We start from the raw sequence: 26,050 nt of genomic DNA on the forward strand, positions 1-26,050 counted from the left end.
TCTGTCGAGTGAGGTGGTTATGATGGATATCGAACCGGAAATTCGCAAAGAGCAAAGAAGAATTCGCGAGCAAAGATTTGCGGATGATGACGATGAGGGTCCCGAAGAAGTCGAGGGGATGACTGAGCGACCTCACAGAACTCATGAGTTGGAATCAAGTCCCTTAAAAGTGTTCTCGGGAGTCGTAGGAGTCTGTTTGGCTTCGGGATTGTTAATCGGAGCTATTATCTGGATCTTCTTTGTTTGAGAAAGCGAATTGCGCAAGAGAGGCAGTGGGCGTATGTATAGTCACCTATGCAACCGTCCTCGGCTCTTTCTGATTTTAAAAAGCTTATCTCTGCAAGATTTCTCTTCACCTTAGCTGTGCAAATGCAAGCTGTGGTTGTTGGGTGGAGAATTTACGAACTCACTCAAGACCCTTTGTCTTTGGGGCTCATGGGACTTGCGGAAGCCATTCCCGCCTTGGGCCTGGCTTTGTATGCAGGCTATATCGTCGATCGTTCTCGTCCTATCAAAGTTTATCGTTGGGTGCTTGAAGGCAGTTTGATTTCTGCAGGAATTCTACTGATTGCGGGATTCTATGGAGCTCGCTTATCAGATCACTGGCAGATCGTGGCCCTTTATCTGTCGTCGATTTTTTCTGGAGCGGCTCGCGCTTTTTCGCAGCCCTCGATGTATGCCATTCTTCCTAAAATGACCAAGCGAGAAGGTTTATCCAAAGCCTTGGCTTGGATGAGCACAGCGATGCAGACAGCCCGCGTGTCGGGGCCGGCATTGGGTGGTTTGATTTTTGGTTTCTTGGGATTGGAAGTTGCGTATTCGGTGATTTTTGTCCTGTTGATTGGTGCTTTGTTTGCGACTTATAAAATTCAAATGCAGATCGAAGCTCCCGCTGGTGCTGGAGAATCCCATGCGATGGTGGAAGAATTGAAATCAGGCGTGCGCTTTGTTTTTGGCCATCCGATTTTGTTGCCAGCACTTTCCCTGGATATGATTTCCGTATTGTTCGGCGGAGTAACAGCGTTGATGCCCATCTATGCGAAAGAAATTTTAGCAGTGGGGCCCCGCGGTTTAGGAATTTTACGAGCTGCACCGGCCGTTGGTGCCATGGTGATGGGCTTTATTCTTACTCGGATCGCTATTCGTAAAAATGCGGGTAAGTATTTGCTGACTGCCGTTTTTGGGTTTGGTCTGAGCATTTTAGTTTTTGCCGTCAGCAAGAATTTTTATCTGTCCATATTTGCGCTGGGCTTTAGCGGAATCTTTGATAGCGTCAGCGTGGTGATCCGAAGTACTGCGGTGCAATTGGCTTCTCCTGATCATATGCGTGGAAGAATATCATCTGTTAACTCGATGTTCATCGGCTCGTCCAATGAAGTGGGTGAATTTGAATCCGGGGTGGCGGCAAAGTTTCTTGGTACGGTCCCCGCAGCGTGTTTCGGTGCAGTGATGTGTTTGGTGACCGTGAGTGTGATCGCCTGGAAGTCTCCGACACTAAGAAATATGGATATGGATAAGGTCACACCGTATTAAGTGATGGCAACATAGGGTTGCACTTTTAACATTCGCATTTTCAATCTTTGTATCTAGGTCCATACTCACCCCGAACCCATCCTGAATCGCTCTGACTTCGTCAGAGTAGTTAAAGGTGGAGTGAGGATTTCAAGTATGGACGATTTACTTGCCGCACGCTCAACGATGGCTTTCTCGTTGGGCTTTCATATTATTTTCGCCTCGATCGGCATGGTCATGCCGTTTTTTATGGCGGTGGCGCATTTTCTTTATCTTAAAAAAAATCGTACGGAAGATTTAGAGCTTACCAAGCTATGGATGAAAGGTGTCGCGATCCTTTTTGCGGTGGGTGCGGTTTCTGGGACCGTCCTGTCTTTCGAATTGGGTTTGTTGTGGCCTGGATTTATGAAGCATGCCGGAGCGATTATCGGGATGCCTTTTTCTTGGGAAGGCACTGCATTTTTTTTGGAAGCAATTGCCATCGGACTTTATCTTTACGGTTGGAATCGCATGAATCGTTGGGTGCATTGGACAGCGGGCTTGATCGTGGGAATTTCCGGCTTTGCATCCGGAGTGTTCGTGGTCGCAGCAAATAGCTGGATGAATTCACCCGCCGGTTTTGAATGGGTGAACGGACAAGCCATCAATATTGATCCGGTGGCGGCTATGTTTAACCGCTCCTGGCTTCATCAAACTCTTCACATGCAGGTCGCAGCGATACAGGCCGTCGGCTTTGCAGTTGCCGGTATGCACGCATTCCTTTTGCTAAAAAGGAAAAACTCGACATTGCATATGAGGGCTCTTAAGATCGCGATGGCTTTCGCCACGGTGGCTTCTCTCATTCAACCCCTTGTCGGTCACTTCGCAGCCCAGAAAGTTGCTGAGTATCAACCTGCAAAATTAGCAGCGATGGAGGCTCACTTCCATACCGAGCCGCGCGCGTCTTTGATAATAGGTGGTATTCCTGACGTCAATACAGGCGAAGTACACGGGGCGATTAAACTTCCGGGCATGCTAAGCTTTTTAGCCTTTAATGATTTCAATGCCACTGTCAAAGGCCTTTATGATTTTCCCAGAGAGGACTGGCCACCGGTCATGGTCACTCACTTTGCCTTTCAAATCATGGTGGGCTTGGGGTCGTTGATGATCGGGTTGGGGCTTTTGTATGTATTCCTGATTCGGAAAAATATTTTGCCGAACTGGTTTTTAAAAATTTTAATAGGTGCGGCACCTCTGGGGTTTGTTGCTATTGAGGCAGGTTGGGTTGTCACAGAGGTCGGACGCCAGCCCTGGATAATTTATGGAGTTATGAAAACCAGGGACGCCGTAACACCCATGCCTGGTATTCAGTTTCACTTCTATCTGTTTCTTGTTCTGTATCTCTTTTTGTCTTTTGTGACAGCTTGGTTGTTCCGTCGCCAACTTCAGGTGGCCGAGGGTAATATGACAAAGGAGGCTCAAGGTGATTGAGATTCTTTTATTCTTTATCGCGGCATCGATTTTGTTATATGTCGTTTTGGGTGGCGCCGATTATGGTGCGGGGATTTTGGAACTCCTGCCGCTTTCTCAACGGCAAGCCAAACAGCGCTCGGTGGTGAACGACGCGATGGGCCCGGTCTGGGAAGCCAACCATATGTGGCTCATTCTGATTGTCGTCATTTTATTCATGGGATTTCCTCCAATTTTTACGATGGTGATGGTTCACCTGCATATTCCCGTGGTTGCTTTGTTGGTGGGTATTGTAGCGCGGGGAACGGCTTTTACATTTCGCCATTACGATGCCGTTCACGATGTGAAATCACAACGGGTTTACTCGTTGATATTTAGCCTCTCCAGTTTGTGGACCACATTCTGGTTGGGAGTTTTGGCAGGCAGTTTATGGCAGGGACGTATAGATCCGGAAGCACAGGATTTTATCGGGGCGTACGTCGCGCCGTGGTCGGGACTGGTGCCAGTTGCAATGGGATGCTTTACCATTTGCATCTGCGCGTTTTTAGCTGCGGTCTATCTGGTGGGGGAGACCAAAGATCCGGAGCTGAAAAAATATTTTTGGAAACGGGGATTTGTATTTAATGTCGCTTTGATTTGCTCGGGGGGGTTGGTTTTTGCTGCAGCTTACTGGGAACAAAGTGCCTTTTTAACGGCATTTCTGCAGCATCCGTTATCTATTGCCTGCGTCGTTTTTGCTACGTTGCTATTTTTTCTTTTGTGGCAGCTATTAAGACGAAATCAACCTTTACTGGTTCGTTTGACTGCGGCAGCGCAGGTATCTTTGATAATTATGGGCTGGTTTTTTGCAATCGCTCCGGCTGCATTGATGACACCTCAAGGTCCGGTGACTTTTTATCAAGCTGCAGCGCCTGAAGCCACATTGCGCCAGTTAACCTATGCTTTGTGCATCGGCAGTGCTTTGATATTTCCCAGCCTTTTTTACCTTATGAAAGTGTTTAAGCTTTCAGGCAAAAGTTTGCAGGGCGACTCCACAAAGAACGATGGCAAATAATACGACGAGCTTCATAAATGCCTCCTTCTAACTGCCCCCAGACTACGCCGTTGGTTTTTTAAGACAAATAGGTTTATGATGTTTGATAACATGACTTCATATCGCGCACTCTACATGAGAGGTGGCACCAGCCGTGCCTTGATCTTCAATGAAACCGATTTGCCTGCGGATCGTAAATCCTGGGACGCATTGTTTTTGCGGGCTCTGGGAAGCCCCGACAGTTACGGACGACAGTTAGACGGAATGGGTGGGGGTATCTCCTCACTAAGCAAAGTCGCTATCGTGCGAACCTCAAAGCACCCTGGGGCGGATGTGGATTATACATTTGCGCAAGTATCTGTCACTGAAGCCAAGGTTGATTACAAAGGAAACTGCGGCAATATCAGCTCTGCAATCGGGCCTTTTGCAGTTATGCAGGGACTGTGCAAAGTCACGGGGGATGAAGCTTGTGTGCGCATCTTCAATACCAATACCCAAAAGATAATTCATTCATATTTCCCTCTGAAAAATACTCAACCTGAGTTCTCGGGGAAATTTGAAATTCCTGGAGTTTCAGGTACGGGGGCTCCGATTCGTCTGGAATTTCAAGAACCAGGCGGCGCCTCTACAGGAAAGCTTTTGCCGACCGGAAAAATCTGCGAGACTTTGCAGGTTCAAGGTGTCGGTCCGATTGAAGTCTCTATGGTGGATGCTGCCAATGCCTGTGTTTTTGTACGAGCGCAGGACGTGGGCATGACCGGCAAAGAAATGCCGATTGAACTTGAACAAGCCAAAGATTTGTTAAAAAGATTGGATTTGATTCGTCGTCACGCTTCGGTTGCGATGGGGATTTCCAAAGATGTTGAAGACGCAAAAAATTATATCGCGATTCCTTATATTGGCATCATCAGTGCTGCCGCAAACAAGGACATGGATTTTGAAATGCGCGTGATCGCAAGCGGTCAGCCCCACAAGGCTTTGCCATTGACGGTCTCTTTGTGTGCTGCGGTGACTGCGAAACTTCCGGGAAGTGTGATTCACGAAGCCGTCCAGGGTCGCAGTCTTAAGCAGGTTCGTATCGGAATGCCTTCTGGGATTTTGCAGTTGGATGCAGACGTTGAAAATAGAAACGGCCACTGGAGTGTTCGCAGTGGCAGTTTCTTTAGGACAGCTCGTCCTTTATTTCAGGGCGAAGTCTTTATTTAATATTTTTCGCTGGCATTAATTCCGCGGCGGCTAAAATAGCGGCTGCGACTTCGGCAGGTTTTGAAATCATCGGTACGTGGCTGGAGGGCAGACTCAATGTTGTGGCTTTCATGCGTTTCGCAAAATCACGTTGAGCATCGGGCTGAATCATAAAATCATTTTCTGCGACGATATAAGCCGTGGGTTGTGTTTTCCAAGCCGCCGTCGTCAGTTTCGTCATAAAGATCCCGGCATAAGTCGGACCTTGAGTTGAAAGCATAATACCTTGCTGTTCTTCGCCGACGTCCTGGGCGAAATATTCTTTCATGCCCTTGTCTGACAATGTGGCAAAGCCAAATTTATCAATCACCAGTTCGCCGAATCCTGGCGGGATCGGATAGTTTGCCACTGATTCTTGGACCGATTGATTTTCATCCGGTGCAAAAGCGGCCACGTAAACCAGGCCCCCGACGTTCGCATGAGTTCCCACCTGAGTGATCACCGCTCCGCCATAGGAGTGCCCGACCAAAAGGGCTTTTTCGCTTAAGTTATCCAGTGCCCGTGTGGTTGCAGCAATATCATCGGCCATGGAAGTCAGAGGGTTTTGCACGGCAATCACTTTATGGCCAGCAGATCTTAATGCGGGAATGATTTTTTCCCAGGAAGATCCGTCGGCGAAAGCGCCATGAACCAGGACGATGGTTTTTGCAGACGCGGGCAGTGACAGTCCCAGCAATACAAAACTTGTCGTAATCAGTTTCACTAGTTTCATAAATTTCTCCTTTGAAACATCAGTCCATCAGTTCGCGGGAGGTAAATGAACAGGTGCGGAAAAGATACATAGTCACGGAATGATAATCCAGAAACTTGGACCTTGTTTGACAGGGGATCATCGTATAGTCGCCAAACCGCTTTTCTTCGATATCGTTCCGTTTCTTGCAATCATCTTCGATATTTATTGAAGTCCAGTTGTTTCAAAACGAGAAAAGTCGAGCTGGCCCAGAATGATTCCTGGATCTACAATTTCCAGAACATTATCGCTATATTTTTTTTAAATATACTCAAACTGGGCCACGGAAAATCGGGCAAAAATCCGATAAGTTTATATGCGCAAACTAGTTCTTATTTCATTCGTATTTTTAGCAGCCTGTGCCTCTAAATCCCGTCAACCGACGGCGGTAGCAGATGTGGTGCAAACACCACCACCAGCAGGTGCATTAACTTTGGATCAAGCTTTGGCTCAAGGCCAGGATGCAACGATCGAATATTTAAAATCTCAACTGAAGGCACAACCTTATGGCAGCTTGGATGCCAGAGATCCAGCCGCTGATATGGCAACTTCGGTTCGGGCTGAGCGCATTAAAAACGACAACCCGGATAAAAAGCAGCAATCCGCTTTCCTTAAAAAGTTTCGCGGTTGGAGTTCTAAGAAACGTGTCACACATGGTGAAGAGTTGGTCGCAGACTTTAATTGTGATAAAGCGCTGGAAAGCCAGGCTCTGGGATACTCCCTGGAATTGGATTTCCCGGACCAGGGAGCTCGCGATACTTCCAAGCAACTGCATGAAAAAGTTTTGGCGTGCGATAATATCTCTAAAACGGAAAGCGTGTTCCGTTTGGCTGTTTTCGCGATTCAACAAAATGAATGTGCTCGCGCGGTCGAGTATCTGGATAAATACCCAGCTCCTATGGAGCGTGGCATGCGCGATCGTCAGGCATACCTAAAAAGCTTTTGCGCTGTCACTGCTGAAAGCAAACAGGCAAATCCATTGGGTGGATATGGCATTTTGGTAAGTACTTTTCAATCTCCAGCGGCTCCCTCGCAATGGTATCTGGGCGTGGAGAGTGGTGATCCGGAATGGGATCGCTTGCTGGCTTCCATGGTTCAGCTAACTCAAGACGAGCGCCCCGAGACGGTTCAATACTTAGCTGGTAAAATGAACTTGGAAAAATTCCGCTCATTGCCTCAGCCATTCCAGACTTCCATGTTGGTATTGATGAGTGCTAATGGTGCTGACTTGTCAGTGTTCCAGGCTCTTCATAAGTATTTGGCAGATCATCCAGAATCCTTAACGACATCTGTCGCAAATCTTCTTTTCCCAATTCGTTATTGGAAAGAAATCGTTGAAAACAGTAAGAGTGCAGATCCTATCCTGGTGAAAGCTCTGATTCGTCAAGAAAGCGCCTTTAACAAGGCGGCTCGCAGCCGCGCTCGCGCATCAGGTCTTATGCAGTTGATTTATCCGACGGCTAAGCACTTTGGCGTTAAAAAGCCTGTGCAGCTTTTAAATCCTGAAACGAATATCCACGCTGGTTCTGAGTTTCTGGCGCAACTGATCGCTGATTTCGGATCTGTAGAGCTGGCATTGGCTGCCTATAATGCGGGACCTGCCATGGTTCGTCAGTGGCAAAAACGTTATCCTACTGAGAATATCGATTTGTTCGTGGAAATGATTCCATATACGGAGACTCGCGAATATGTTCGACTGGTAAAAAGAAACTATAAGATCTATCAGTCGATTCTGGTGAAGCCGCAAATTTTGGGTGCGAATCAATAAGTTGCCTTATCATAATAATTGTCAGTCACTTTAAGTGATCAAGAAAAGCAGACGTCTTCCGTCTGCTTTTTTCATTTTCGATACACCAGCATTACAGATTCCAGTTTCAAAACGTTTTTACGAGAATCTATTTTCGAGAAAATTATAAACTTAATTCGGTATATAAAAGCAAATGTCGTATAGTTTAGTTATTCACGATTGCGGTGCGTAGATGTGAGTAAACTCTAAACAAATATGAATTGGTTATTATTTTGATTGCTTGAGAGTTATCAAGAAACTTTATTCGGATCGGACTGAAGCAGGAAAATTAAGTTTCCGATAACGTCATACAAAAGTTCATACCTCATATTTTTTTTGCCGAAATAGGGAATATCGATATTTATAAGGAGAAAATGAATGTCAACTGCACGTCTTATTGAAACATCAGGGACAGAATCAGATGAAGTGAGCCAGTTAAGGCAAACCCTTGAGGCTCTTCACAAAGTACAAGCCATCATCGAGTTTAATCTTGATGGAACGATTGTGACAGCGAATGAAAATTTCTTAAAGACGTTGGGATATTCCTTGGATGAAATCCAAGCGCAGCATCACTCAATGTTCTGTGATGCAGAGTATTCTCGCAGTATCGATTATAAGAAATTCTGGCAGGCTTTGGCCAGAGGAGAATTTGCTTCCGGTGAGTTCAAGCGCATCAGCAAAGATGGTCGTGTGGTGTGGATCAATGCTTCCTACAATCCGGTCTTAAATAGTGAAGGCAAACCTTATAAAGTTGTAAAATTCGCTACCGACGTCACTGCGGCTAAGATGAAAAGCGCTGAAGACGAGGGTAAAATTTCTGCGATCGGCAAGGCTCAAGCTGTCATCGAGTTTAATCTTGATGGCACGATCATCAATGCCAATGAAAACTTTCTTAAAACGTTAGGCTATAGTCTTTCGGAAATCCAGGGCAAACATCACAGCATGTTTTGTGATTCTGACCATGTTCGCTCTTCAGATTATGAAAGTTTTTGGAAAAAATTGAATCGTGGAGAATTTGATTCCGGACGCTATATGCGCAAGGGTTCAGGCAATCGCACGATTTGGATTCAAGCGACTTATAATCCCATTATGGATGCAAGTGGCAAGCCCTATAAGGTTGTGAAATTCGCATCAGATATCACTGAACAATATGAACTTGAGCAATCTATCAAACGCAAAGCGGAAGACGACCAAAAGAAAGTCGATCAACTTTTGACGGTGGTGAACCGCGCCGCTGCTGGCGATTTAAGTACAGAGATTACTGTGGAAGGTACAGATGCGTTGGGACAGTTGGCGGCAGGTATCTCGACGATGATGCGCGACCTTCGCGGCGTTATCGGTAAAGTGGTCGAATCAGCGAGTGGTTTCGGGACTTCTTCCAAATCCATTGCCGATCAATCAAATAACGTAGCCGGCGGTGCCCACAGTCTGGGTGCAACGGTTGAAGAGATGAATGCCTCTATCGAGGAGTTCACAGCGTCGATTGCTTCCATTGCTGACAATACAAAAAAAGCCAACGAGCTTGCCAAAGTCACTCATAAGGAAGCGGAAACAGGCAGCCAATCCATTTCGAAATCAATTGAAGCGATGGAGCTGATAAATAAATCATCCGAAGACATCAGCGAGATCATCAAAGTGATCAGCGAGATCGCCAGCCAAACGAATTTGTTAGCCTTCAATGCGGCAATCGAAGCGGCGCGTGCGGGTGAGCATGGCTTAGGATTCTCGGTTGTGGCGGATGAAGTTCGCAAATTGGCAGAGCGTTCATCTCAGGCGACTAAAGAGATTTCTAAACTGATCAACGAATCCGTAAAACGTGTTGAGCAGGGCAGTGCCATTTCCAAACAAGCAGGAGAGGCTTTCAATAAGATCGTCTCTGGTATTGAGAAAACGACTCAGTCCATTGCTGAAGTTAACGTGGCCGCCGAGGAGCAATCCGAATCCGCAAAAGGCATCAGCCAGGCGATTCAGTACATTGCCAACGAAGCGACAAGATCAGCTCAAGCGTCAGAGAACATTGCCAGTGCAACGAAATCTCTGGTGAGTGGAGCGGAAGACCTGAACAAAACTGTTTCTAGATTCGTGGTTTAATATATGTCAACTGAAGCTGAACGTACTTTGAGTGGGCCGGCATTGCGCCGGCTGATCAGTCTGGTAAAACAGCATACGGGTATCACTATGGAAGAGCGAAAGCGGGAACTCTTGTTCTCCCGTATTCGTCCTCGTATGAAAGAACTGAACCTTGCGACAGCTGAAGCCTATATTGACTATTTGGAATCCCACAAAGAAGAGATTCAAAAGTTCGTAAATACAATTACTACGAATGAAACTATTTTCTTTCGAACACCAGTGATTTGGGACTACTTTGGAAACGAGTTCCTGAAAAACTGGAGCAAAAATAATCCGGGCGAAATTCTGCGCATCTGGTCAGCGGCTTCCTCGACGGGGGAAGAATCCGCCAGTATTGGAATGATGTGCGAGGAACATAAGCGCTCCACACCCGGTTTTCAGTATAAGATTTATGCCTCTGATATTGATACCGATGTTTTGGATAACGCCCGCAAAGGGGTTTATAAAACACGCAGTATTGACGACATTCGCTCCCGAATGCCGCAATTGTTTCATCGCTATTTTATCAATAGCACCAAAGGTGATCCACACCTGTGCGAAACCATTCTGGGTAATATTGAATACTTCGTGCACAATCTGCATTCTCGCGGCACGCGCACGGTTTTTTTCGATATCGTATTCTTACGAAATGTTTTGATTTACTTTAATGAGCCGGATCAGGAATTGGTTCTACGCAATATGTATGCAAGCTTGAAACCTCAAGGTGTGCTGATTATTGGGGAAGCTGAATCCCTGGCCCGGTTGAAAACGTCTTTTGAATACTCCAAGCCCCTAATTTACAAGAGAGCTGCGTGATGAGTGCTATGAGTGGCAAGAAAGTTTTAAATAAGCTGCAAATGTTTGCCTCGTTTAAACTGGGCACGACCGAGCTTGCGATTTCCGTCGTGTCTTTGCAGGAGGTCGTCAATGTACCAGATGCCATCAGTCCGGTACCGTTGGCTCCTTCCTATTTAAAAGGAATTTTTAATTTGCGTGGAACTGTCATCCCTGTGGTTGATGTGGGAATACTGCTCGATTTAAACCACTCTGAGGGAGCTACGGGCAAAATTGCTGTCGTGGTGGCTGAAGGTGTGAAGATAGGTTTGTATTTTGATTCAACGTCGGAAATTTTGAATGTTCCGATGGATTCAGTTTGCCATTTTAACGATAATCCCGAAGGTGTTCGCTCCGTTGTGAAATCAGTTTTAAAATTGAATAACGGTGAGCGCTTGGTGGAAGTGATTGAGCCAGCGTCGCTTTTAAAAATTGAAAATATCGCAAGTCTTATGACGAGTTCTCAAGATAGCGGCGACGAGGCTAAGAAAAAGAAATTCACTCGTCGTCAGTGCATAACGTTTAAATCCGGCAATCGCGATTTTGGAATGAATTTATCAGCTATCCGCGAGATCATCCGTGTACCTGAAATTAAAAGAAGTTCGATGCAGGTCAATTACTCTCTGGGAGTTGTAAGCTTGCGCGGAGTCGTGATTCCCGTCCTCGACTTTAAAAAATTTCTACAGGTCGAAGAGGTCAGTCGGACGCTGGATGCTGAAGCACAACGAATTATCATTCTTAAGATTCAAGAATTCTATATCGGCTTCTTGGTTGACTCCGTCGACAGTATCAAAACCTATTTTGAGGAAGATCTATTGCCGATTCCGATGTTCAAGCAGGAAAAGGTGAACATGATGCGAGGGATGCTAGCGGTTTCAGAAACCTGTAATGTTCTGCTCCTTGCAGAAGATCAGCTTTTCAGCGAAGGCGAGATTCACGAATTTACCCGCGGTCACAGTGCGCTTTATTCCAAAGAAAACGCCAAAGCGCTGGAGAAAGAAACCGCAGGCGAGCGCCATCCGTATATCTCGTTCAAACTTGAATACATGCTTTCCACTCGCTTAAGCAGCGTGGATGAGATCGCGAATCTGACTGAAGACATGGTGAAGCCTCCAGGTTATCCCGATTATGTTGTCGGTGTTCAACACATGCGCGGCGAAGTGGTGACTTTGGTGGATTTAAGAATGTATTACGGGATGACGTATACTGGCGACTACTCGAACTCGCGCATTCTGATCGTGCGCGGAGCTCAGGGTAAAATTGGTTTGCTGGTAGATTCCGTAGAGTCGATTGATACTGTTGATGAAGCTAAAAAGATTAAGATCCCCAGTTTGTTTGCCAAAGATGCCATCACCGCACTTCGCGGTGACATCCAAGAGGTCATCGAGATGCCGGATCTGTCAGGGAATAAGAAAATCTTCATGGTGCTCGACATGCCTGAAGTTCTGAGTAAGCTTCTGAATCCGAATGGAAATGCAGCGTAGAGTTTCTCGAGAGAACTTCTGGGCCCTAACCTCACGATACTATTGGGGGCTCGGTAAATAAATCGAGAAGCTTAGTTGCCTTAGTAAATGACATTTGTTAAACCAAGAGCATTCCAGATGGAGTGTTCTCTATGTCTTCAGTAGCAACGCCGCAATGGGCGCAAACGTTTCGTTCATTTTCCGACAAACTTATTTCTCCGGCCCTTAAAGAAAAAATCAAGCAGAGTCCTCTGGGCAAAATCAATTTGAATCCCAAGCAGAAAAAGATCGTCAAGTGGGGTGGTATTGGCGCTTTGATTCTGATTTCCACAGCAAGCTACAATATCTTTTTCTTTGAAAGCACAGATGATGCTTTCGTAAAAGCGCACTTACATACCGTGAGCCCGCGCATTGTCGGAACTGTGCTGGAAGTGATGGTGCAGGACAATCAGCACGTTAAAAAAGGTGATGTCTTAGTTCGTCTGGATAAACGTGATTATGAAGTTCAAGTCAAAGCCGCCCAAGCCCGCTATGGAAAATCGCACCGTGACTTGGGACGCTTTAATGGATTTGAAAATCTGGGTCCTTCCGAACGCCCGGTATTTGATCAATATCAATCGGATGCTTTAGTCACAGAGGCCGAGCTTCAAAAAGCTCAACTGCAATTGGAATACACGACAATCGTGGCTCCTGAAGATGGAAAAATCGGTAAAAGAAATGTCGAAACCGGGGAGCTGGTGCAACCAGGCCAACCATTGATGGCTTTGATCGAGGAAGACCCTTGGATTGAAGCAAACTTTAAAGAAAATCAGATTCGCCATTTTAAACCAGGACAAAAGGTTGAAATCAAAGTTGATGCAATTCCGGGTAAATCATTCTTGGGTCGCTTAGACAGCGTGTCTCCGGGATCGGGTTCTACGTTCTCGTTGTTGCCTCCCGATAACGCTACTGGAAACTTCACCAAGATCGTGCAACGTATTCCTGTTAAAATAGTTTTCGATAAAGAAGATATGAAAGGCTACGAAGATAAGCTGATCTCTGGCATGTCCACCGAAGTCTCCGTCAGAATTCACTAATGTCTACAGCGGTAGCTCATGGTTCAAGCGCTGAACCTAAAATGGATTTCAAAGCCTGGCTCGCGGTTTTCGGTGCGGTGCTGGGTGCCTTTATGGCGATCCTCGATATTCAAATCACCAACGCTTCTATTCGTGACATCACGGGGGGATTAGGTGCCACCCTTGAAGAAGGCTCATGGATTTCCACTTCCTATCTGGTGGCGGAAATAGTGATCATTCCGATCAGCGGTTGGTTGACCCGAGTTTTTTCCCTACGCACTTATCTGACTTGGACATCTATTCTGTTTTTAATTTTCTCGGTGGCTTGTGGTCTTGCGTGGAATTTGGAATCGATGATTGTCTTTCGTGCCTTGCAAGGGGCCACAGGCGGAGCCTTAATTCCTTTGGCATTTCAGGTGATCTTAAGAATGCCACCTTCCAAACGTAATGTGGGGATGGCGATGTTTGCCATCACTGCGACCTTTGCGCCAGCGATTGGTCCTACGGTTGGTGGCTATTTGACTCAGATGTTTCACTGGTCGGTCGTATTCTATATGAACTTGATCCCGGGCATATTTTTGATGGCAGCGATTTATTTCGGAATTGAAAAGGCTCCCAAACAACTGGAACTTTTAAAGCAAATCGATCGCTGGGGTATTATTACTATGGCGGTGGGGCTTTCTTCTCTGACGATTTTTCTGGAAGAGGGCGAGCGCAAAGACTGGTTTAACTCGACGACGATCGTGTGGTTGGCGATTTTATCCGTGGTCTTCTTAATCGCCTTTTTGGTGATTGAGTTGCGAATTAAAAATCCCTTTATCAATTTGCGTCTGTTAATGCAGAAAAACTTTGGATTCGGATGTCTGGTGAACTTTGTGGTGGGACTAGCGATGTATGGTGCGCTTTACTTGCTCCCACTCTACCTTGCCACCATTCAAGGATATAACTCGATAGATATCGGGCGTACCATGATGTGGGCGGGGATTCCTCAGCTTTTGATCCTACCTTTTGTACCTAAGATTCTGGCCCGCGTGGATGCGCGTTGGCTCGCGTTTGTGGGAATTAATATTTTCGGTATCAGTTGTTTAATGAACAGTCATCTAACTGCTGACGTGGGATATGATCAACTGATGTGGTCCCAGATTGTCAGAGCTATGGGGCAACCTTTGCTGATGATTCCACTTTCAACGATTACCACGGGCTTGGTCGCTCCTCAGGATGTAGGTTCTGCTTCGGGGCTGTTTAATATGCTGCGAAATTTGGGCGGCTCTGTGGGTATTGCCCTATTGGGGACCATGATGAGTCACCGCGAGAAATTCCACTCGGCGATGCTTACTGAAGGGGTCAGTCTATTTCATAAAAATACTCAGCACCGTATTTCTGATCTGCAGAATTTCTTTATGAGCAGTGGTGTTGATGTGACGACGGCTCATCACAAAGCCATTGCGACAGTTGATATGTTGGTTCGCAAGCAGGCAAACTTACTGAGTTTCAATGATTGCTTTAAGACAGTCGCTATCGCCTTGATTGCCAGCTCTGTTTTAATTTTATTGTGCGATAAAGTAAAAGGTGGAGGCGGCGGAGAAGCACACTAGGACTTTTAACAGTCCCCGCAGGTCTTCTTAGATATTCTCTGACCGCGAACGTATCCTAGGTTCTAAAAAAAGGAACTGGATATGAGCCGAATTTCATGCGTACTGATAGCAGCAGGAAGTTTTTCGCCGGTCGTGGGGAAATCCCTGATTCGTGAAAACATTTTGGATATTTTGAATATTCCATTCGAAGAAGTTATAACCGTCACGGATCAGGATACGGAGGCTTATTATCAGGCTCTTCGCGATCTTCCGTTGAAGGTCACTTACAATTCTGACTTCGCCTTGGGACAACACAGTTCCATTCGCAACGGTCTGACTCATTTACGCAAATACTATGACGGGGTTCTGGTCTTGCGTGCTGATGACATTAATCAAGACTTGAATGTTCTGCAGGACATGGTTCGCCTTTTCAGAGAGCAATTGGGCAAAAGCATCGTGCATCCTTCGGGCCGATCTTTAAACCTTCAACCGATGCTAATACCACGCGAATTTGTTCCCGACATTTTGCAATACGAAGATGGGGATCATGATTGCTCCTATCTTTTAAAACGGTACCCGTTACGTGTTGCACCTTTGGCGGTTGCTAAAAATTATTCGGCGGACATCGAGCCCTCTGATGACTTCTCTATAACCCTGGTATCACAACATGGGTGAAGATTTCTTTGGCCTTGGCATTGAAAGAGCTCCTGTTGGTGAAACTATTCAAGTGGACATTCCCTTAAAGTTTGCTGGCGCAGCAAGTGGACTGGCAGCGACCTATGGATGGCGACTGCAGATTAACGACACCTCGGAAATGGAAGGAATCGAGTTCGCTGATGTTTTGATTCAGATGGCTGCAGAAATTGCCCGGGCCAGAGGAACTAACATGCGCAGTCTGCGCGAAGTCCTGGTTCCCGGAACTCCATGGATCGAGCAGCCGCCTTTGAGATCTAAGAAGTGTGTTTTATATGGCCGCTCTCGAGTGACGGAAAGTCTTGAACGGCATTTAATGCTTTTAGACTTTCAACCACGTATTGAAACGGATTTAAGCAGCTTGGTCTTTCGCGCCGACGAGATCGTCATTGTCGGCACCCAAACCCCGAGGGATCTGGATCTGGTGGCCTGTGCCGTGATCGCTCGTTCGTCGCATGTGGCAATCGTGGGGGATGATAAGCGCGCACAAAGCATCGTTAGACACTTAAACAGATCAGAGGAGAAGATGGCTAAAGAGCCTGTGTATCTTCCGGCTGGTGTGGATATCGGGGCTCGCAATCCCGATGAAACGGCCTTGAGTATTGTGGTGGAGATTCTGCTCAGAGGAAGAATGAATTGAAACGAATTCAGTGTTTTTGGGCTCATAAACAAAGTGATCCCGAAAATGGGAACACTATGTTTCAAAACCATTGATTCCGGCTCTGTCTCCGGCTATGTCCCTTCCCTAAAGCGGGAACGGATATGGTTGAAATCATTAAAACTGAACTATTACGTCGCAAGCGAGACAATAAAAGTTACTCGCTGCGCGCTTTTGCGGACTTCCTGGAAATCTCTCCGGGCCGCCTGTCAGAGCTTCTTTCCGGGAAACGTCCTCTCAGTAAAAAGATGAAAGTTAAAATTGCCGACCGCCTGGGCCTTTCAGAGATGAATCAATTGCTCGAGGCACCGGCTAAGAATCTGACTTTCTCGGATCGCTCTGATTATCATTTCCTGTCCAATGATGCTTTTGCGGTACTCGCTGATTGGTATCACTTTGCTATTTTGTCCTTGGCAGACACTTGTGATTTTCAAGCAGATCCCAAGTGGATCGCCAAACGCCTGGGTATTTCTGTTCTTGAAGCGATGGAAGCTTTGTCTCGTCTTCGCAAAGTTGGCGCCATCAAATTAAACGGCAGAAAATTGATCAAGACAAATAAGAGTGTGCGGGCGGGGAATGGACTGGACTCTCAGGCTTTGCGTATATCTCACCGCCAAAGCATCGAACAGGCGATGATTTCGCTTAATGAAACGCCCTTGGACCTGCGAGATATAACCAGCATCACTATGGCCATCGATCTTAAAAAATTACCGATGGCAAAGAAGATCATTCAGGAGTTCCGCCACAAAATGGCTGATGTGATGGAAACTGGAAATCAAACCGAAGTTTATAATTTGAATATTCAATTGGTACCCGTTTCCACAAGAAGGACTGTATGAAATCTGTCTTGGTACTTGCCTTAAGTTTCTTGTCTTCATTTGCATACGGACAATTCATTGATGGTCAAGATCGCGGTAATGGCGGCGATCAGTGTGAGATGCGAATCGGCGAAATTCGCAATGAATTCGAAAGATGGATTATCAAAGGGGATTCGGCCACTTTGCAATTACCTATGGGAATCACCCACGAAGAGTATTACAGAACCATGCTTGAGCAAATGGCGAATGCGACTGTCAGTTGCACTGAAACCGTTCTGACGGTGGGAGCTGCAGAGAAAACGTGTCTGAATTTCCGCGATGATAAGGGCGTGCCTCGTATCCTTTGCAATGTCGAGCGCTTCATGAAGGCGAAGGAATCGGATCAATATGTCTTGATTCATCACGAGTATGCGGGATTGGGACACTTTGAAGTTAATGACGGGGAAAGATCTGATTATCGTATCTCAATGCAAATCGGCGACTACTACCGAGCCGACGGAGTAAACGCTCTGGACAGTACGCCGACTCCGAAATGTTCTTTGGATCCATTAAGATCTGTTTCAGAAAGAATGGCAACCGCGATTTATGAAAACAAACTGGATTGTGTTCGCATGTTGGCTCCGCAGTTGGGATATACCGAGCAAGTTCTGATTTACCGATATGATCCTTTGATTAAAGAGATTCCCAATGAAAAATGGTTTATTTTGCCACCGGTTTCCTTTGCTGCGATCTTGGGACGTATCGATGCGTTGAATATTCTTCTGGATGCGGGATTCAATGTCAACGCCGTTCAGGGAGTGTATTATCCTCTTTCAATTGCAGCTAAGGCCGGCAACATAGAGTCTATTAAGACGCTCGTACAAAGAGGAGCGGATTTGTATCAGCTGAATGGAAATGTATTTGGTCCCTTAGATGCCGCTTTGACCAATTTGGAAGAGAAATACTATCCCGTCACTCGTGTATATCGCACTGTCGAAACATTGTTGGATCTGGGAGCAGACCCTAACAAGATCAGCTTTGGGCAGACCACACTATCAAGAGCGGTAGAGAATTCTGAATTGGTGGACTTGCTTATTAAGCACGGTGCTTCGCCTTTTAAGACTGATAATGACGGTCGCACGATGCTTTATTTTTGCAAATCCAAAGCCTGCGTCGATAAGTTCGTTACGTTGGGTGTTGATGTAAATACTGTAGATAGCTTGGGTCTGCGCGCGATTGATGTCGTTACGACGACAGCTGCGAAGGACGCACTTCTAAGTCATGGCTCACTTGGAAACAGGTAACGTTCCCAAAAAAAGGAACGGTAATCAGTAGACCGCAAGTGAAGATATCAGAATTTTATTGCTGCGCTAAAATCTTTCCTCTGAAATCGTATGTATGAAATCAGAAACTTCAGGATTCAATCGCGGTAATAGCTAATGCCAAGAATCACCTCTTATCAAATTCTTTTGGCAGAGTATGAGTCTCGTCAGGGTAAGAATAAGCGGTTCTCGCGCCGTGCTTTTGCGGCCTTGCTTGGTATTTCCAGTGGTCGCCTTCATGAGATCATGAATGGACGTCATCCCATCACTGTGAAAATGGCGAAGAAATTAATTGCGAAGTTAAACTTAGAGGAAAGCAAAGCCGGATATTTTTTACGGCTGGTCGAAAGCGAAGCTTATCTTCGGGTCGATGGTCGAAAAAGAGTCCGCCCCAAAAGCACCCGCCTTTTATCTGAAGAGGAGTTTTCAATCGTCAGTGATTGGGAATACTTTGCTTTGATGGCTCTCGCGGAAACAGCTACTTTTCGCTCAGAGATTCCTTGGCTTGCAAGGAAGTTGTCCATCTCCGAGTCGCGCGTTACAGAGGTGGTTGAGCATTTGCTAAAGCAAGGACTGTTGAACGTCAGTGAGAAGGGTGAGTTTAAGAATACTTATACATCGATGACCACCTTAATAGACATACCTTCACAGGTCGTGCGGAAAGCCAATATAGAGTGTATTCGTCAGGCCATTCAAAATTTGGACAAAATCGATGTGATGAAAAGAGATGTGTCATCCTTAACTCTTCCGGTGGATATGGAGAAAATTCCCGAAGTGAAAGCTCTGATCCGGGAATTTAAAAGCAAAGTCAGCGCATTGATGACCAAAGAACAAACTACGGAAGTTTATAATTTAAATATTCAATTCATTCCGGTTTCGGAGCTAGGAATATAAAAAAAAGGCCCGCGTTTCCGCGGGCCCTCTCTGCACATTATTCCAATGGTGGGGGATATTTTTCGATCATTTCCTTCATTGATGAACCATATCTGCCATTGGGAACTATCATTGTCGCTTTTCTCCAAGAAGTCGTTGCCAGAATAAAGCGGCCTTGGCCCACTCCCGGAGCATAACCCCAGGTCTTATTCACGGCGGCCGCGTTCGGCCAGTAATCGGCGCCCACATTGACCAGGTATTTCGCCACAGATCGATCGTCTGTTCCGTTGGGATTGTTCAGTACCAGAGTTGTTTCCATACTGACGAACACGGCGCGCACATCTTCAGGCACTATCGTGTTCTGAGTTCCATAGCCATGCCCAAATTGCGGGTATTTGGGCAGAAATGAGAAACCTCCACTTGCTTCCACGCGGGTGCCATTGTCTGCTGCAAAGACGAATGGATACTTCCAAGTATCAGTGTAAGGAGCTTTATCAGTGACTAAAAGTTTCCATGTACGAGTTGCTTCTGAAAGAACATAGATTTTCAAATTTCTATATTGCACTCGGGTATTGGTGGCCTTATTTCCCTCAGCTTCAAAAACTTGCATCCAGGAATTTAGTGTATAGCACCAAGTGGGCTTGCTGTATTCAAACCAGCTTGGAATATCCTCACCCGATGGCGATTGCATGATGATGACAGGATATTTTTGCCATTCATAACGGATGTCTGGAATTTTAGCTTCGTGTGAAGTCGCTAACTGACCATTTACGATATCAACGATCGCTTGTGAAGGAGAAGCCGAGGCCGTTGGAGATGGGGAGGGGGAAGCTGAAGGCGACGGAGTTGGCGATGGTGTAGGTGTCACTGATGGCGCAGGCGAAGGTTTTGGTGTTGCCGAAGGGGTAGGAGAAGCCGATGGAGATGGCGTCGCTGAGGGCGACGGCGTTGGTGTGGGTCTGCGAAACCAACTTCTTGATCTTGACGCTTCCAAAGAAACTGTTGCCGAGTCCTCTTGTGTCGATCCTGGTTCAGCAGGGCTGCAGCCACTTAGGAATGCGATAAGTAAGGTCGGTATTCCAAGTCGTTTGTAAAGCCAATGTCTCTGTTCCATTCGAAAACCTCCTATATAAATATCGGTTGTTTAACGACAGGACTCCTGCAAAGTCGCGAACGAATATGTCGGAAGTGTTCTCAAACTGAATTTGCAATTTGGGAAATATGTCGAGATCTGAACAGAAGATCGACGTTCCCTGTTTTTAGGCAACCCTATGGAACCTTAGAGGATTTTGATTAGTAATCAAAATAAGATAGTGTAGTCAATTTTTAGGACAAACAATCAAAGGAGATTGAAATGAAGGTTTTCAAACTGGCTCTCAGTGTTCTTGCGTCTGTTGCGATTTCGCAGGTGGTTCATGCCGCTGCTGATTACTCTGATTCCGCATCGAATGAACTCCAAAAAACAGGACCAAATACTCTTGAGAGAATGGGCTCTATAGAGGCGCGCGCGCAGGTGGTTAAGATCGATAAAAAAACCCGCGAGATTACTTTCAAACCAGAGGATGGTGAAAACGTAACCGTTGTTGCCGGACCTGAAATCAGAAATTTTGATCAAATTAAAAAAGGTGACACTCTGAAAGTGAACTACATGGAATCTTTGGTGCTAGAGCTTAAGAAAAAAGAAAAAACAGACAATGGCGTTGTTGCTTCAACTGACATCGTTCGATCTGCTCCTGGTGAAAAACCAGGTGGTCACGTCGTGCAGCAGCTGACTGCAACAGGCACAGTGACGAAAATTGATAAAAAGAAACAGGAAGTAACGGTTAAAGGTCCACGTCGCACTATTAGTTTCCACGTTAAAGATCAAAGCGTGCTTAATGAATTGAAAAAGGGCGATCAAATCGAGGCAAAATACACAGAAGCTTTGGCTGTTTCAGTTGAAACGATCAAACGCTAGATTATAAGATGCTACCAAAAGAAAACCCCGGTTTGTGCCGGGGTTTTTTATTTTAACGACCTGCAAGATTTGAACTTAGTGATTTGGATTTTGGTTTGTGCCCGTGCTAGAGCCTGCGCGCTTTCCCGCAGAAGACCCCTTTGTTGAAGATGAAGTGCCATCAATGCTGGATTCACTTTGTGAGGACGAAGACCAGTCGTGAGTGGATTCTTTTTGCACGCGGATATTGTTGGTCACGTCTTTTACTGAAGAAACGCGTTCCGCCAAATCCTCTGCCATGTGTTTCATGCGACGCTCGTTCACAGTGCCAGACAAAGTGACTTCGCCATTTTTTACTTCGACTTCGATGTCATTGGCGTCGATTTCTGAGTGACGTGTCAGCATGTCGCAAACATCTTCTTTAATGCGGTCGTCAGAACGAGTGTAGGACTTTGGACCGCGCCCTTCGAAGCTGCGACGAGATTCATCGCGTCCTTGGCCACTGTGAGAACCGTAGTTGTCTTCGCGCAGACGATTTCCACGTCCAGAGTATGATTGTGATCCCGTATAGTCACGGTCAGAATAGTTTTGTGAGCTATAGTCTCTGCTGTAGCCACCATAGCTTGGAGAAGAGTCAGATTCTCTGTCTTCCTGACTGTTAAAGCGAGTGCTTTCATAATTTCGACTGTATGGCATACCTTGATTGTTGCGATCCATGCTGTTGCGATCCCAGCCGCGGTCACTGCGATAGTCGCCACGACCTGAATTCATGCGGTTGCGGCTGGAGTTCGTGTCATAGTCACTTGTAGCTTGCCAGTTGTTGGAATAACGGTCGTCGTTTGAGTTATAGCGGTCAGTGCCGTAACGGATATCGCCGCCGTTGCTGCTGCCTCGGCCATAAGCCCCGCGGGTGCCACCTTCAAAGTCCCAGTCACGACGGCTACTGGAGCCTTCCATGTTATAGTCACGGGCACTTTCATCTTCATTGTAGCTTGAGAAGTTGCCACGTTGGGAATCTCTGTCGCCACTCCAACGGGATTCATTTCTGGAAGAATAGGATCCTTGTGAAGAGTAAGGGCGGCGGCTTTCATTTCTGTTTGATTTATTGTGCATAAATACTCCTTTTTTGTTGGAGTATCTAAGATCTACTTCAAGATTCTATCTGCCAATTCCGGTTGTTCAAATACAGCGATTCCCTTGGAGATTTGAAGAAATCGCAAATGTTAGATGGCAATGATACTGCGAATCCAGGGTTGACGTAATTTTCCGCGACCAATTTCGATCCGAACCTTACTGCCCAGTTGCAACTGATCATACAGTCCTGAAGAAATCATAATATCCAGGGGAAGTGTAAATTCTTGTGGAGGATTTGTCGGAGAGATTTGAATGTGGTAGGTGATGTAATGTCTGCCGCGACGGCGACGATGCATCTGCGTATAGTGTCCTTCGACCGAAGCTTCAATAGTTGTGCTGGCCGAACGATCCATATGAATATTGATGTCAGAGAACAGGGCAATACCACCGATGGGAATGCTGAATGCTAAAATCAACACGCCTTCAATAATAATTCTATGTCCACGTGAAGACCCCTTAAAAACTGAAAGAATCAAAAAGATCAGGCTAAGAGATAAAAATCCTGTGAATAGCAAAGCCACCTTTGCCATCGCATTGGAATTTAAATAAACGTCTTCATGAACCGTTGTCCATTGCAATAGACTAGATAAGCTGTATCCGGCGAAACCCCAGATCAAGGCTTCTGCCATAAGGGCTTTAATAAAAAACGGGTCAAATTCTTTAGACTGTTTTTGAATTTCTTCAAGCTGTTTAGAAAGCGCAGCCAGGAGATTCGCCGAGTTCACATCCACGCGGTGGTCGCCTCGGAAGTGGACTCGCAAAAGATTTCCATCTCCAAAAATATATTCACAACCATTGTTAAATAGCTCCAGGATCAGACGACGTGCTTCACGGTCTTGCTGAATCTTGCGCATAAAGGAAGAACTATCGGAGGCGATGTAAACCAAGTCATCGAAAGTCAAATCCTGCGTCTGGATTTCGTCAGCCAGCCCCCAGTTTTTAAAGAAGCGGTCCATCTTGGATTCACGAGTCAGCTTAAAAATGACTTTGCTTGGAAAAACGCGATTCCAGGATGTGGCTTGAACTGTTCCACTTTTATTCGTCATCACATTAGTGAAGAGCTCTATGCCATCATGCATAGATTTATTATCTGCCACGATTTTGATTCTGCGATTGCTAAAGCGGATCGCAAACGTCACAGCGCTAAAAAGAAGTTTAAGTAGGAGCCACATGGGTCAAGTGTATTCTGTTTTGTGTGAAGTACGAAGCAAAACTTGTCTTTTAAAACTTTCAACAGCAGGGGTACAGGTCTTTTCACTCTTCTTTTATAATTAACTTTTGTATGAAAGGGGACTCCCATGTGCTTAAAGGTCACGGTTCTATGTTTGGCAATATTTTTTGCAGCCTGCTCCCATAAGTCTGAACCCACACAGTTTTTTGGAGAGAACTTAACCATTCTTAAAGGCGCAAGGCTGATTGATGGTATGGGGACTCCCGCTCGCTATAATGTGAATATAATCCTAAAAGGCGACCGAATTAAAGCGATCTTGGATGCGAAAGAACCACTCCCCACAAGAACCAAAGTGTTTGAGTTAGAGGGTAAAACGATCATGCCGACCCTGATGTCTTCCCATGTTCATTTAGGAATGACCAACGGAGTGCAGTCGGGTTCGCGCCAAATCAACGAGGTGAATGATCTTCGCCAACTTTATAAGTTTGCGAAATACGGAGTGGGGACCGTTCTTTCCATGGGGACAGACTTGGATGTTATTTATAATATCCGGGCGAACAGTCAAAAAACCGACAGCACACTACCTTTGGTTTTAACGGCGGGACGTGGTTTTGGAGTTCCCGCAGGGGCGCCTCCAGCAGCGATGGGTATCGATCAGGTATATCGACCTAAAAGTGTCGCTGAGGCACGCAAACAAGTGAAAGAGCTTGCTCTTAAAAAGCCCAACGTCATCAAAATCTGGGTGGATGACTTTGATCATTCCATGAAAAAGAAAATGGATCCGCAAATCTATCAGGCCATTATTCAAGAAGCGCACGCTGCTAAAATTCCAGTCGTTGCTCACGTGTATTATCTGGAAGATGCGAAACTGTTGGCTCAAGCCGGAGTCGATATCTTCGGACACAGTATTCGGGACCAACCCGTGGATATGGAGCTGATGTCTTTGATGAAGTTGCATAATATTGCTTATATTCCCACACTCGCACTGGATGAGGCGGGATATGTATTCGCCGAAAAGCCAGCCTGGATGAAAGATGAATTTTTCCGCGCGGCCTTAGATCCTGGCGTGGAGGACTGGATAGCGAAAAGCTATAAATCCAAAGCCTCGTCCCGGGAAGATTTAAAAATGGCGATGAAAAATGTGATGACTTTATTTAAATCAGGCATCGTTGTCGGTCTTGGAACCGATTCCGGCGCGAACTTGCAACGCATTCAAGGATTCTCTGAGCATCGGGAATTGCAATTGCTGGTAGAGGCGGGGATGACTCCGGTTGAAGCCATTCGTGTCGCCACTGTGAATAATGCCAATATTTTAGGGATAGCCAAAGAGTATGCGGGAATCGCCGAAGGCATGAAGGCGAATCTTTTGATATTGGATGCCGATCCTTCGGAAGACATCGCTAACACACAAAAGATCCACTCGGTCTTTATCAACGGTAAACTTATCGAAAGACGTTAAGGCAGAAAGTGATGGCCCCAGCATTAATGAAGTCAATAAAACAGGATCCCACCAAAGGCACGATCAGGAAGGCTTTGGGTGCAGGCCCGTACTTCTGAGTAAGGGATTGCATATTGGCCATCGCATTTGCCGTCGTGCCCATCATAAATCCAGTATAGCCAGCTGCTATGACCGCAGATTCATAATTGTTTCCCGCAATCCACATAACGGGACCCAAGGCAGTTAATACCACCAACAAAGTTTGTACGAGTAAGAATATCAGAATGGGTCCCGCCGCATTTTGCAACTCTTCCAGTCTTAAGCTCATGATGGCCATCGCGATAAACAGAGTCAGAGAAACAGAGCCGATCTCTTCGATCCATTCTGATTTGATTTTGAAAAATGAAGTCGCATCCTCAATATTTCTAAAAACAGCAGCGATCACCATTGACCCGATATAGATGGGTAAAGTGACACCCCAAGAACTGATCCAAGAGCTAAGAGTTGTACCTAAACCCAGAATCAAACAAAGACCCAATGCATGAAATAAAAGGTCGCGACCCGGAACAAACTTTAAAAGTTTGGATTCATCGACATTAACTTCTTCGGCTGATTTGTTGCTTTTTAAATTTCTTTTGTTGATCAGGTAAGTCGCAAGGGGCGCCCCGACAAGTCCACCCAAGACTATGCCCCCCATAGCTGTGGTCAGTCCAATTACCGATGCGTTTTCAATTCCAATCGCTGCAAATGAAGGTGCAAATGCCAAGGCTGTTCCTGGACCACCGGTTAATGCCACGGGGCCTGTCAAAACTCCCAACAGGGGATTTAAGCCCATGATTTTTGCGGCACTCATTCCGGCAATGATTTGTAAGGCCAATCCACCCACCGCTAATAACAGAAAATACAGAACGCCGCGGCCACCTTGTTTTAGTAATTTAAAAGAAGCGGCATATCCGACAGAGGCAAAGAAGGCGATCATCAGTGTCGTTTCAAAAGTTTTATCAAATTCGATGGAAAATAAATTCTGTGATTTTAGAAATGAGATGACCAATGCCACCAGCAAACCGCCAATCACCGGAGACGGCAGATTGTATTTATCTATAAAGTTGAACTTGGATTTTAAATAGCGCCCAAAATAGACCACAAGGGCTGCAATAGCGACTGTTTGAATGGCTGTAAAACTCATATACTAAGGCTAGTCTCTGTCTGAGTCGCTGTCCAGGGCGCATTGCGGTAAT

23 protein-coding genes are annotated in these 26,050 nt (G+C 45.9%); 18 read left to right on the forward strand and 5 right to left on the reverse strand.

The annotated features are described in order from the left end of the window. Window positions 1-19 precede the first annotated feature (19 nt). The 5 genes from HW988_RS04670 to HW988_RS04690 all read left to right on the forward strand — a co-directional run bounded on the left by HW988_RS04670 (window position 20) and on the right by HW988_RS04690 (window position 5,200). A complete protein-coding gene (locus HW988_RS04670; protein WP_181606419.1) occupies window positions 20-247 on the forward strand; it encodes a hypothetical protein in 228 nt (75 codons plus the stop codon). 47 nt (window positions 248-294) lie between these two features. Next, window positions 295-1,533 carry an MFS transporter gene (locus HW988_RS04675; RefSeq protein ID WP_181606420.1) on the forward strand — a complete coding sequence of 413 codons (1,239 nt, stop codon included), beginning with the start codon at window positions 295-297 and terminating at the stop codon, window positions 1,531-1,533. 135 nt (window positions 1,534-1,668) lie between these two features. Then, window positions 1,669-2,982: a cytochrome ubiquinol oxidase subunit I gene (locus HW988_RS04680; RefSeq protein ID WP_181606421.1), complete on the forward strand. Its 1,314-nt coding sequence runs from the start codon at window positions 1,669-1,671 to the stop codon at window positions 2,980-2,982. Then, window positions 2,975-4,015 carry a cytochrome d ubiquinol oxidase subunit II gene (locus HW988_RS04685; protein ID WP_181606422.1) on the forward strand — a complete coding sequence of 347 codons (1,041 nt, stop codon included), beginning with the start codon at window positions 2,975-2,977 and terminating at the stop codon, window positions 4,013-4,015. The genes HW988_RS04680 and HW988_RS04685 overlap by 8 nt, the downstream gene beginning before the upstream one ends. Before the next feature lie 90 nt (window positions 4,016-4,105). Continuing rightward, entirely contained in the window at window positions 4,106-5,200 is a 1,095-nt protein-coding gene (locus HW988_RS04690) for a 2-methylaconitate cis-trans isomerase PrpF family protein (RefSeq protein ID WP_181607588.1), read from the forward strand. On the opposite strand, the gene HW988_RS04695 is transcribed toward HW988_RS04690, so the two are convergent. Beyond that, a complete protein-coding gene (locus tag HW988_RS04695; protein WP_181606423.1) occupies window positions 5,193-5,951 on the reverse strand; it encodes an alpha/beta fold hydrolase in 759 nt (252 codons plus the stop codon). The genes HW988_RS04690 and HW988_RS04695 overlap by 8 nt on opposite strands. Before the next feature lie 334 nt (window positions 5,952-6,285). Here HW988_RS04695 and HW988_RS04700 point away from each other — a divergent pair, with 334 nt between their 5' ends. The 11 genes from HW988_RS04700 to HW988_RS04750 all read left to right on the forward strand — a co-directional run bounded on the left by HW988_RS04700 (window position 6,286) and on the right by HW988_RS04750 (window position 19,154). Further along, window positions 6,286-7,737, forward strand: a complete 1,452-nt coding sequence (locus HW988_RS04700; RefSeq protein ID WP_181606424.1) for a lytic transglycosylase domain-containing protein — start codon at window positions 6,286-6,288, stop codon at window positions 7,735-7,737. Between the two features lie 396 nt (window positions 7,738-8,133). Beyond that, the gene (locus tag HW988_RS04705) at window positions 8,134-9,846 is read left to right on the forward strand and encodes a methyl-accepting chemotaxis protein (protein WP_181606425.1); all 1,713 of its coding nucleotides are present in this window, start codon (window positions 8,134-8,136) and stop codon (window positions 9,844-9,846) included. A gap of 3 nt (window positions 9,847-9,849) precedes the next feature. Continuing rightward, entirely contained in the window at window positions 9,850-10,680 is an 831-nt protein-coding gene (locus HW988_RS04710; protein WP_181606426.1) for a protein-glutamate O-methyltransferase CheR, read from the forward strand. Beyond that, the gene (locus HW988_RS04715) at window positions 10,680-12,182 is read left to right on the forward strand and encodes a chemotaxis protein CheW (protein ID WP_255490310.1); all 1,503 of its coding nucleotides are present in this window, start codon (window positions 10,680-10,682) and stop codon (window positions 12,180-12,182) included. The genes HW988_RS04710 and HW988_RS04715 overlap by 1 nt, the downstream gene beginning before the upstream one ends. 131 nt (window positions 12,183-12,313) lie before the next feature. Then, on the forward strand, window positions 12,314-13,237 hold the full coding sequence (locus tag HW988_RS04720) for an HlyD family secretion protein (protein ID WP_181606427.1): 924 nt from the start codon (window positions 12,314-12,316) through the stop codon (window positions 13,235-13,237). After that, window positions 13,237-14,811, forward strand: coding sequence for a DHA2 family efflux MFS transporter permease subunit (locus HW988_RS04725; RefSeq protein ID WP_181606428.1), 1,575 nt, complete (start codon window positions 13,237-13,239; stop codon window positions 14,809-14,811). The genes HW988_RS04720 and HW988_RS04725 overlap by 1 nt, the downstream gene beginning before the upstream one ends. An 81-nt stretch (window positions 14,812-14,892) precedes the next feature. Continuing rightward, window positions 14,893-15,465: an NTP transferase domain-containing protein gene (locus HW988_RS04730; protein WP_181606429.1), complete on the forward strand. Its 573-nt coding sequence runs from the start codon at window positions 14,893-14,895 to the stop codon at window positions 15,463-15,465. Further along, window positions 15,458-16,123 carry an XdhC family protein gene (locus tag HW988_RS04735; protein ID WP_181606430.1) on the forward strand — a complete coding sequence of 222 codons (666 nt, stop codon included), beginning with the start codon at window positions 15,458-15,460 and terminating at the stop codon, window positions 16,121-16,123. Before HW988_RS04730 ends, HW988_RS04735 begins: the two co-directional genes overlap by 8 nt. A gap of 122 nt (window positions 16,124-16,245) precedes the next feature. Beyond that, the gene (locus HW988_RS04740) at window positions 16,246-16,980 is read left to right on the forward strand and encodes a TIGR02147 family protein (protein ID WP_181606431.1); all 735 of its coding nucleotides are present in this window, start codon (window positions 16,246-16,248) and stop codon (window positions 16,978-16,980) included. Next, window positions 16,977-18,242 (forward strand): ankyrin repeat domain-containing protein, encoded by a 1,266-nt coding sequence (locus HW988_RS04745; protein WP_181606432.1) that lies wholly within the window; start codon window positions 16,977-16,979, stop codon window positions 18,240-18,242. The genes HW988_RS04740 and HW988_RS04745 overlap by 4 nt, the downstream gene beginning before the upstream one ends. 135 nt (window positions 18,243-18,377) lie before the next feature. Further along, on the forward strand, window positions 18,378-19,154 hold the full coding sequence (locus HW988_RS04750) for a TIGR02147 family protein (protein WP_220128796.1): 777 nt from the start codon (window positions 18,378-18,380) through the stop codon (window positions 19,152-19,154). Between the two features lie 37 nt (window positions 19,155-19,191). Here the strand turns inward: HW988_RS04750 and HW988_RS04755 are convergent, their stop codons facing one another. After that, the gene (locus HW988_RS04755; RefSeq protein ID WP_181606434.1) at window positions 19,192-20,247 is read right to left on the reverse strand and encodes a hypothetical protein; all 1,056 of its coding nucleotides are present in this window, start codon (window positions 20,245-20,247) and stop codon (window positions 19,192-19,194) included. A 240-nt stretch (window positions 20,248-20,487) separates the two neighbouring features. On the opposite strand from HW988_RS04755, the gene HW988_RS04760 reads away from it, so the two are divergent. Further along, window positions 20,488-21,090, forward strand: a complete 603-nt coding sequence (locus HW988_RS04760) for a hypothetical protein (RefSeq protein WP_181606435.1) — start codon at window positions 20,488-20,490, stop codon at window positions 21,088-21,090. A 75-nt stretch (window positions 21,091-21,165) separates the two neighbouring features. On the opposite strand, the gene HW988_RS04765 is transcribed toward HW988_RS04760, so the two are convergent. Beyond that, window positions 21,166-22,182 carry a BON domain-containing protein gene (locus HW988_RS04765; RefSeq protein ID WP_255490202.1) on the reverse strand — a complete coding sequence of 339 codons (1,017 nt, stop codon included), beginning with the start codon at window positions 22,180-22,182 and terminating at the stop codon, window positions 21,166-21,168. Window positions 22,183-22,292: 110 nt separating this feature from the next. Continuing rightward, window positions 22,293-23,375, reverse strand: a complete 1,083-nt coding sequence (locus HW988_RS04770) for a hypothetical protein (protein WP_181606436.1) — start codon at window positions 23,373-23,375, stop codon at window positions 22,293-22,295. Window positions 23,376-23,501: 126 nt separating this feature from the next. On the opposite strand from HW988_RS04770, the gene HW988_RS04775 reads away from it, so the two are divergent. Beyond that, window positions 23,502-24,833: an amidohydrolase family protein gene (locus tag HW988_RS04775; RefSeq protein ID WP_181606437.1), complete on the forward strand. Its 1,332-nt coding sequence runs from the start codon at window positions 23,502-23,504 to the stop codon at window positions 24,831-24,833. On the opposite strand, the gene gltS is transcribed toward HW988_RS04775, so the two are convergent. After that, window positions 24,817-25,998: a sodium/glutamate symporter gene (gene gltS, locus HW988_RS04780; RefSeq protein WP_181606438.1), complete on the reverse strand. Its 1,182-nt coding sequence runs from the start codon at window positions 25,996-25,998 to the stop codon at window positions 24,817-24,819. The two genes, HW988_RS04775 and gltS, sit on opposite strands and share 17 nt — an antisense overlap. Between the last annotated feature and the right edge of the window lie 52 nt (window positions 25,999-26,050).

This window comes from Bdellovibrio sp. KM01, from assembly GCF_013752535.1.
GTDB lineage: Bacteria > Bdellovibrionota > Bdellovibrionia > Bdellovibrionales > Bdellovibrionaceae > Bdellovibrio.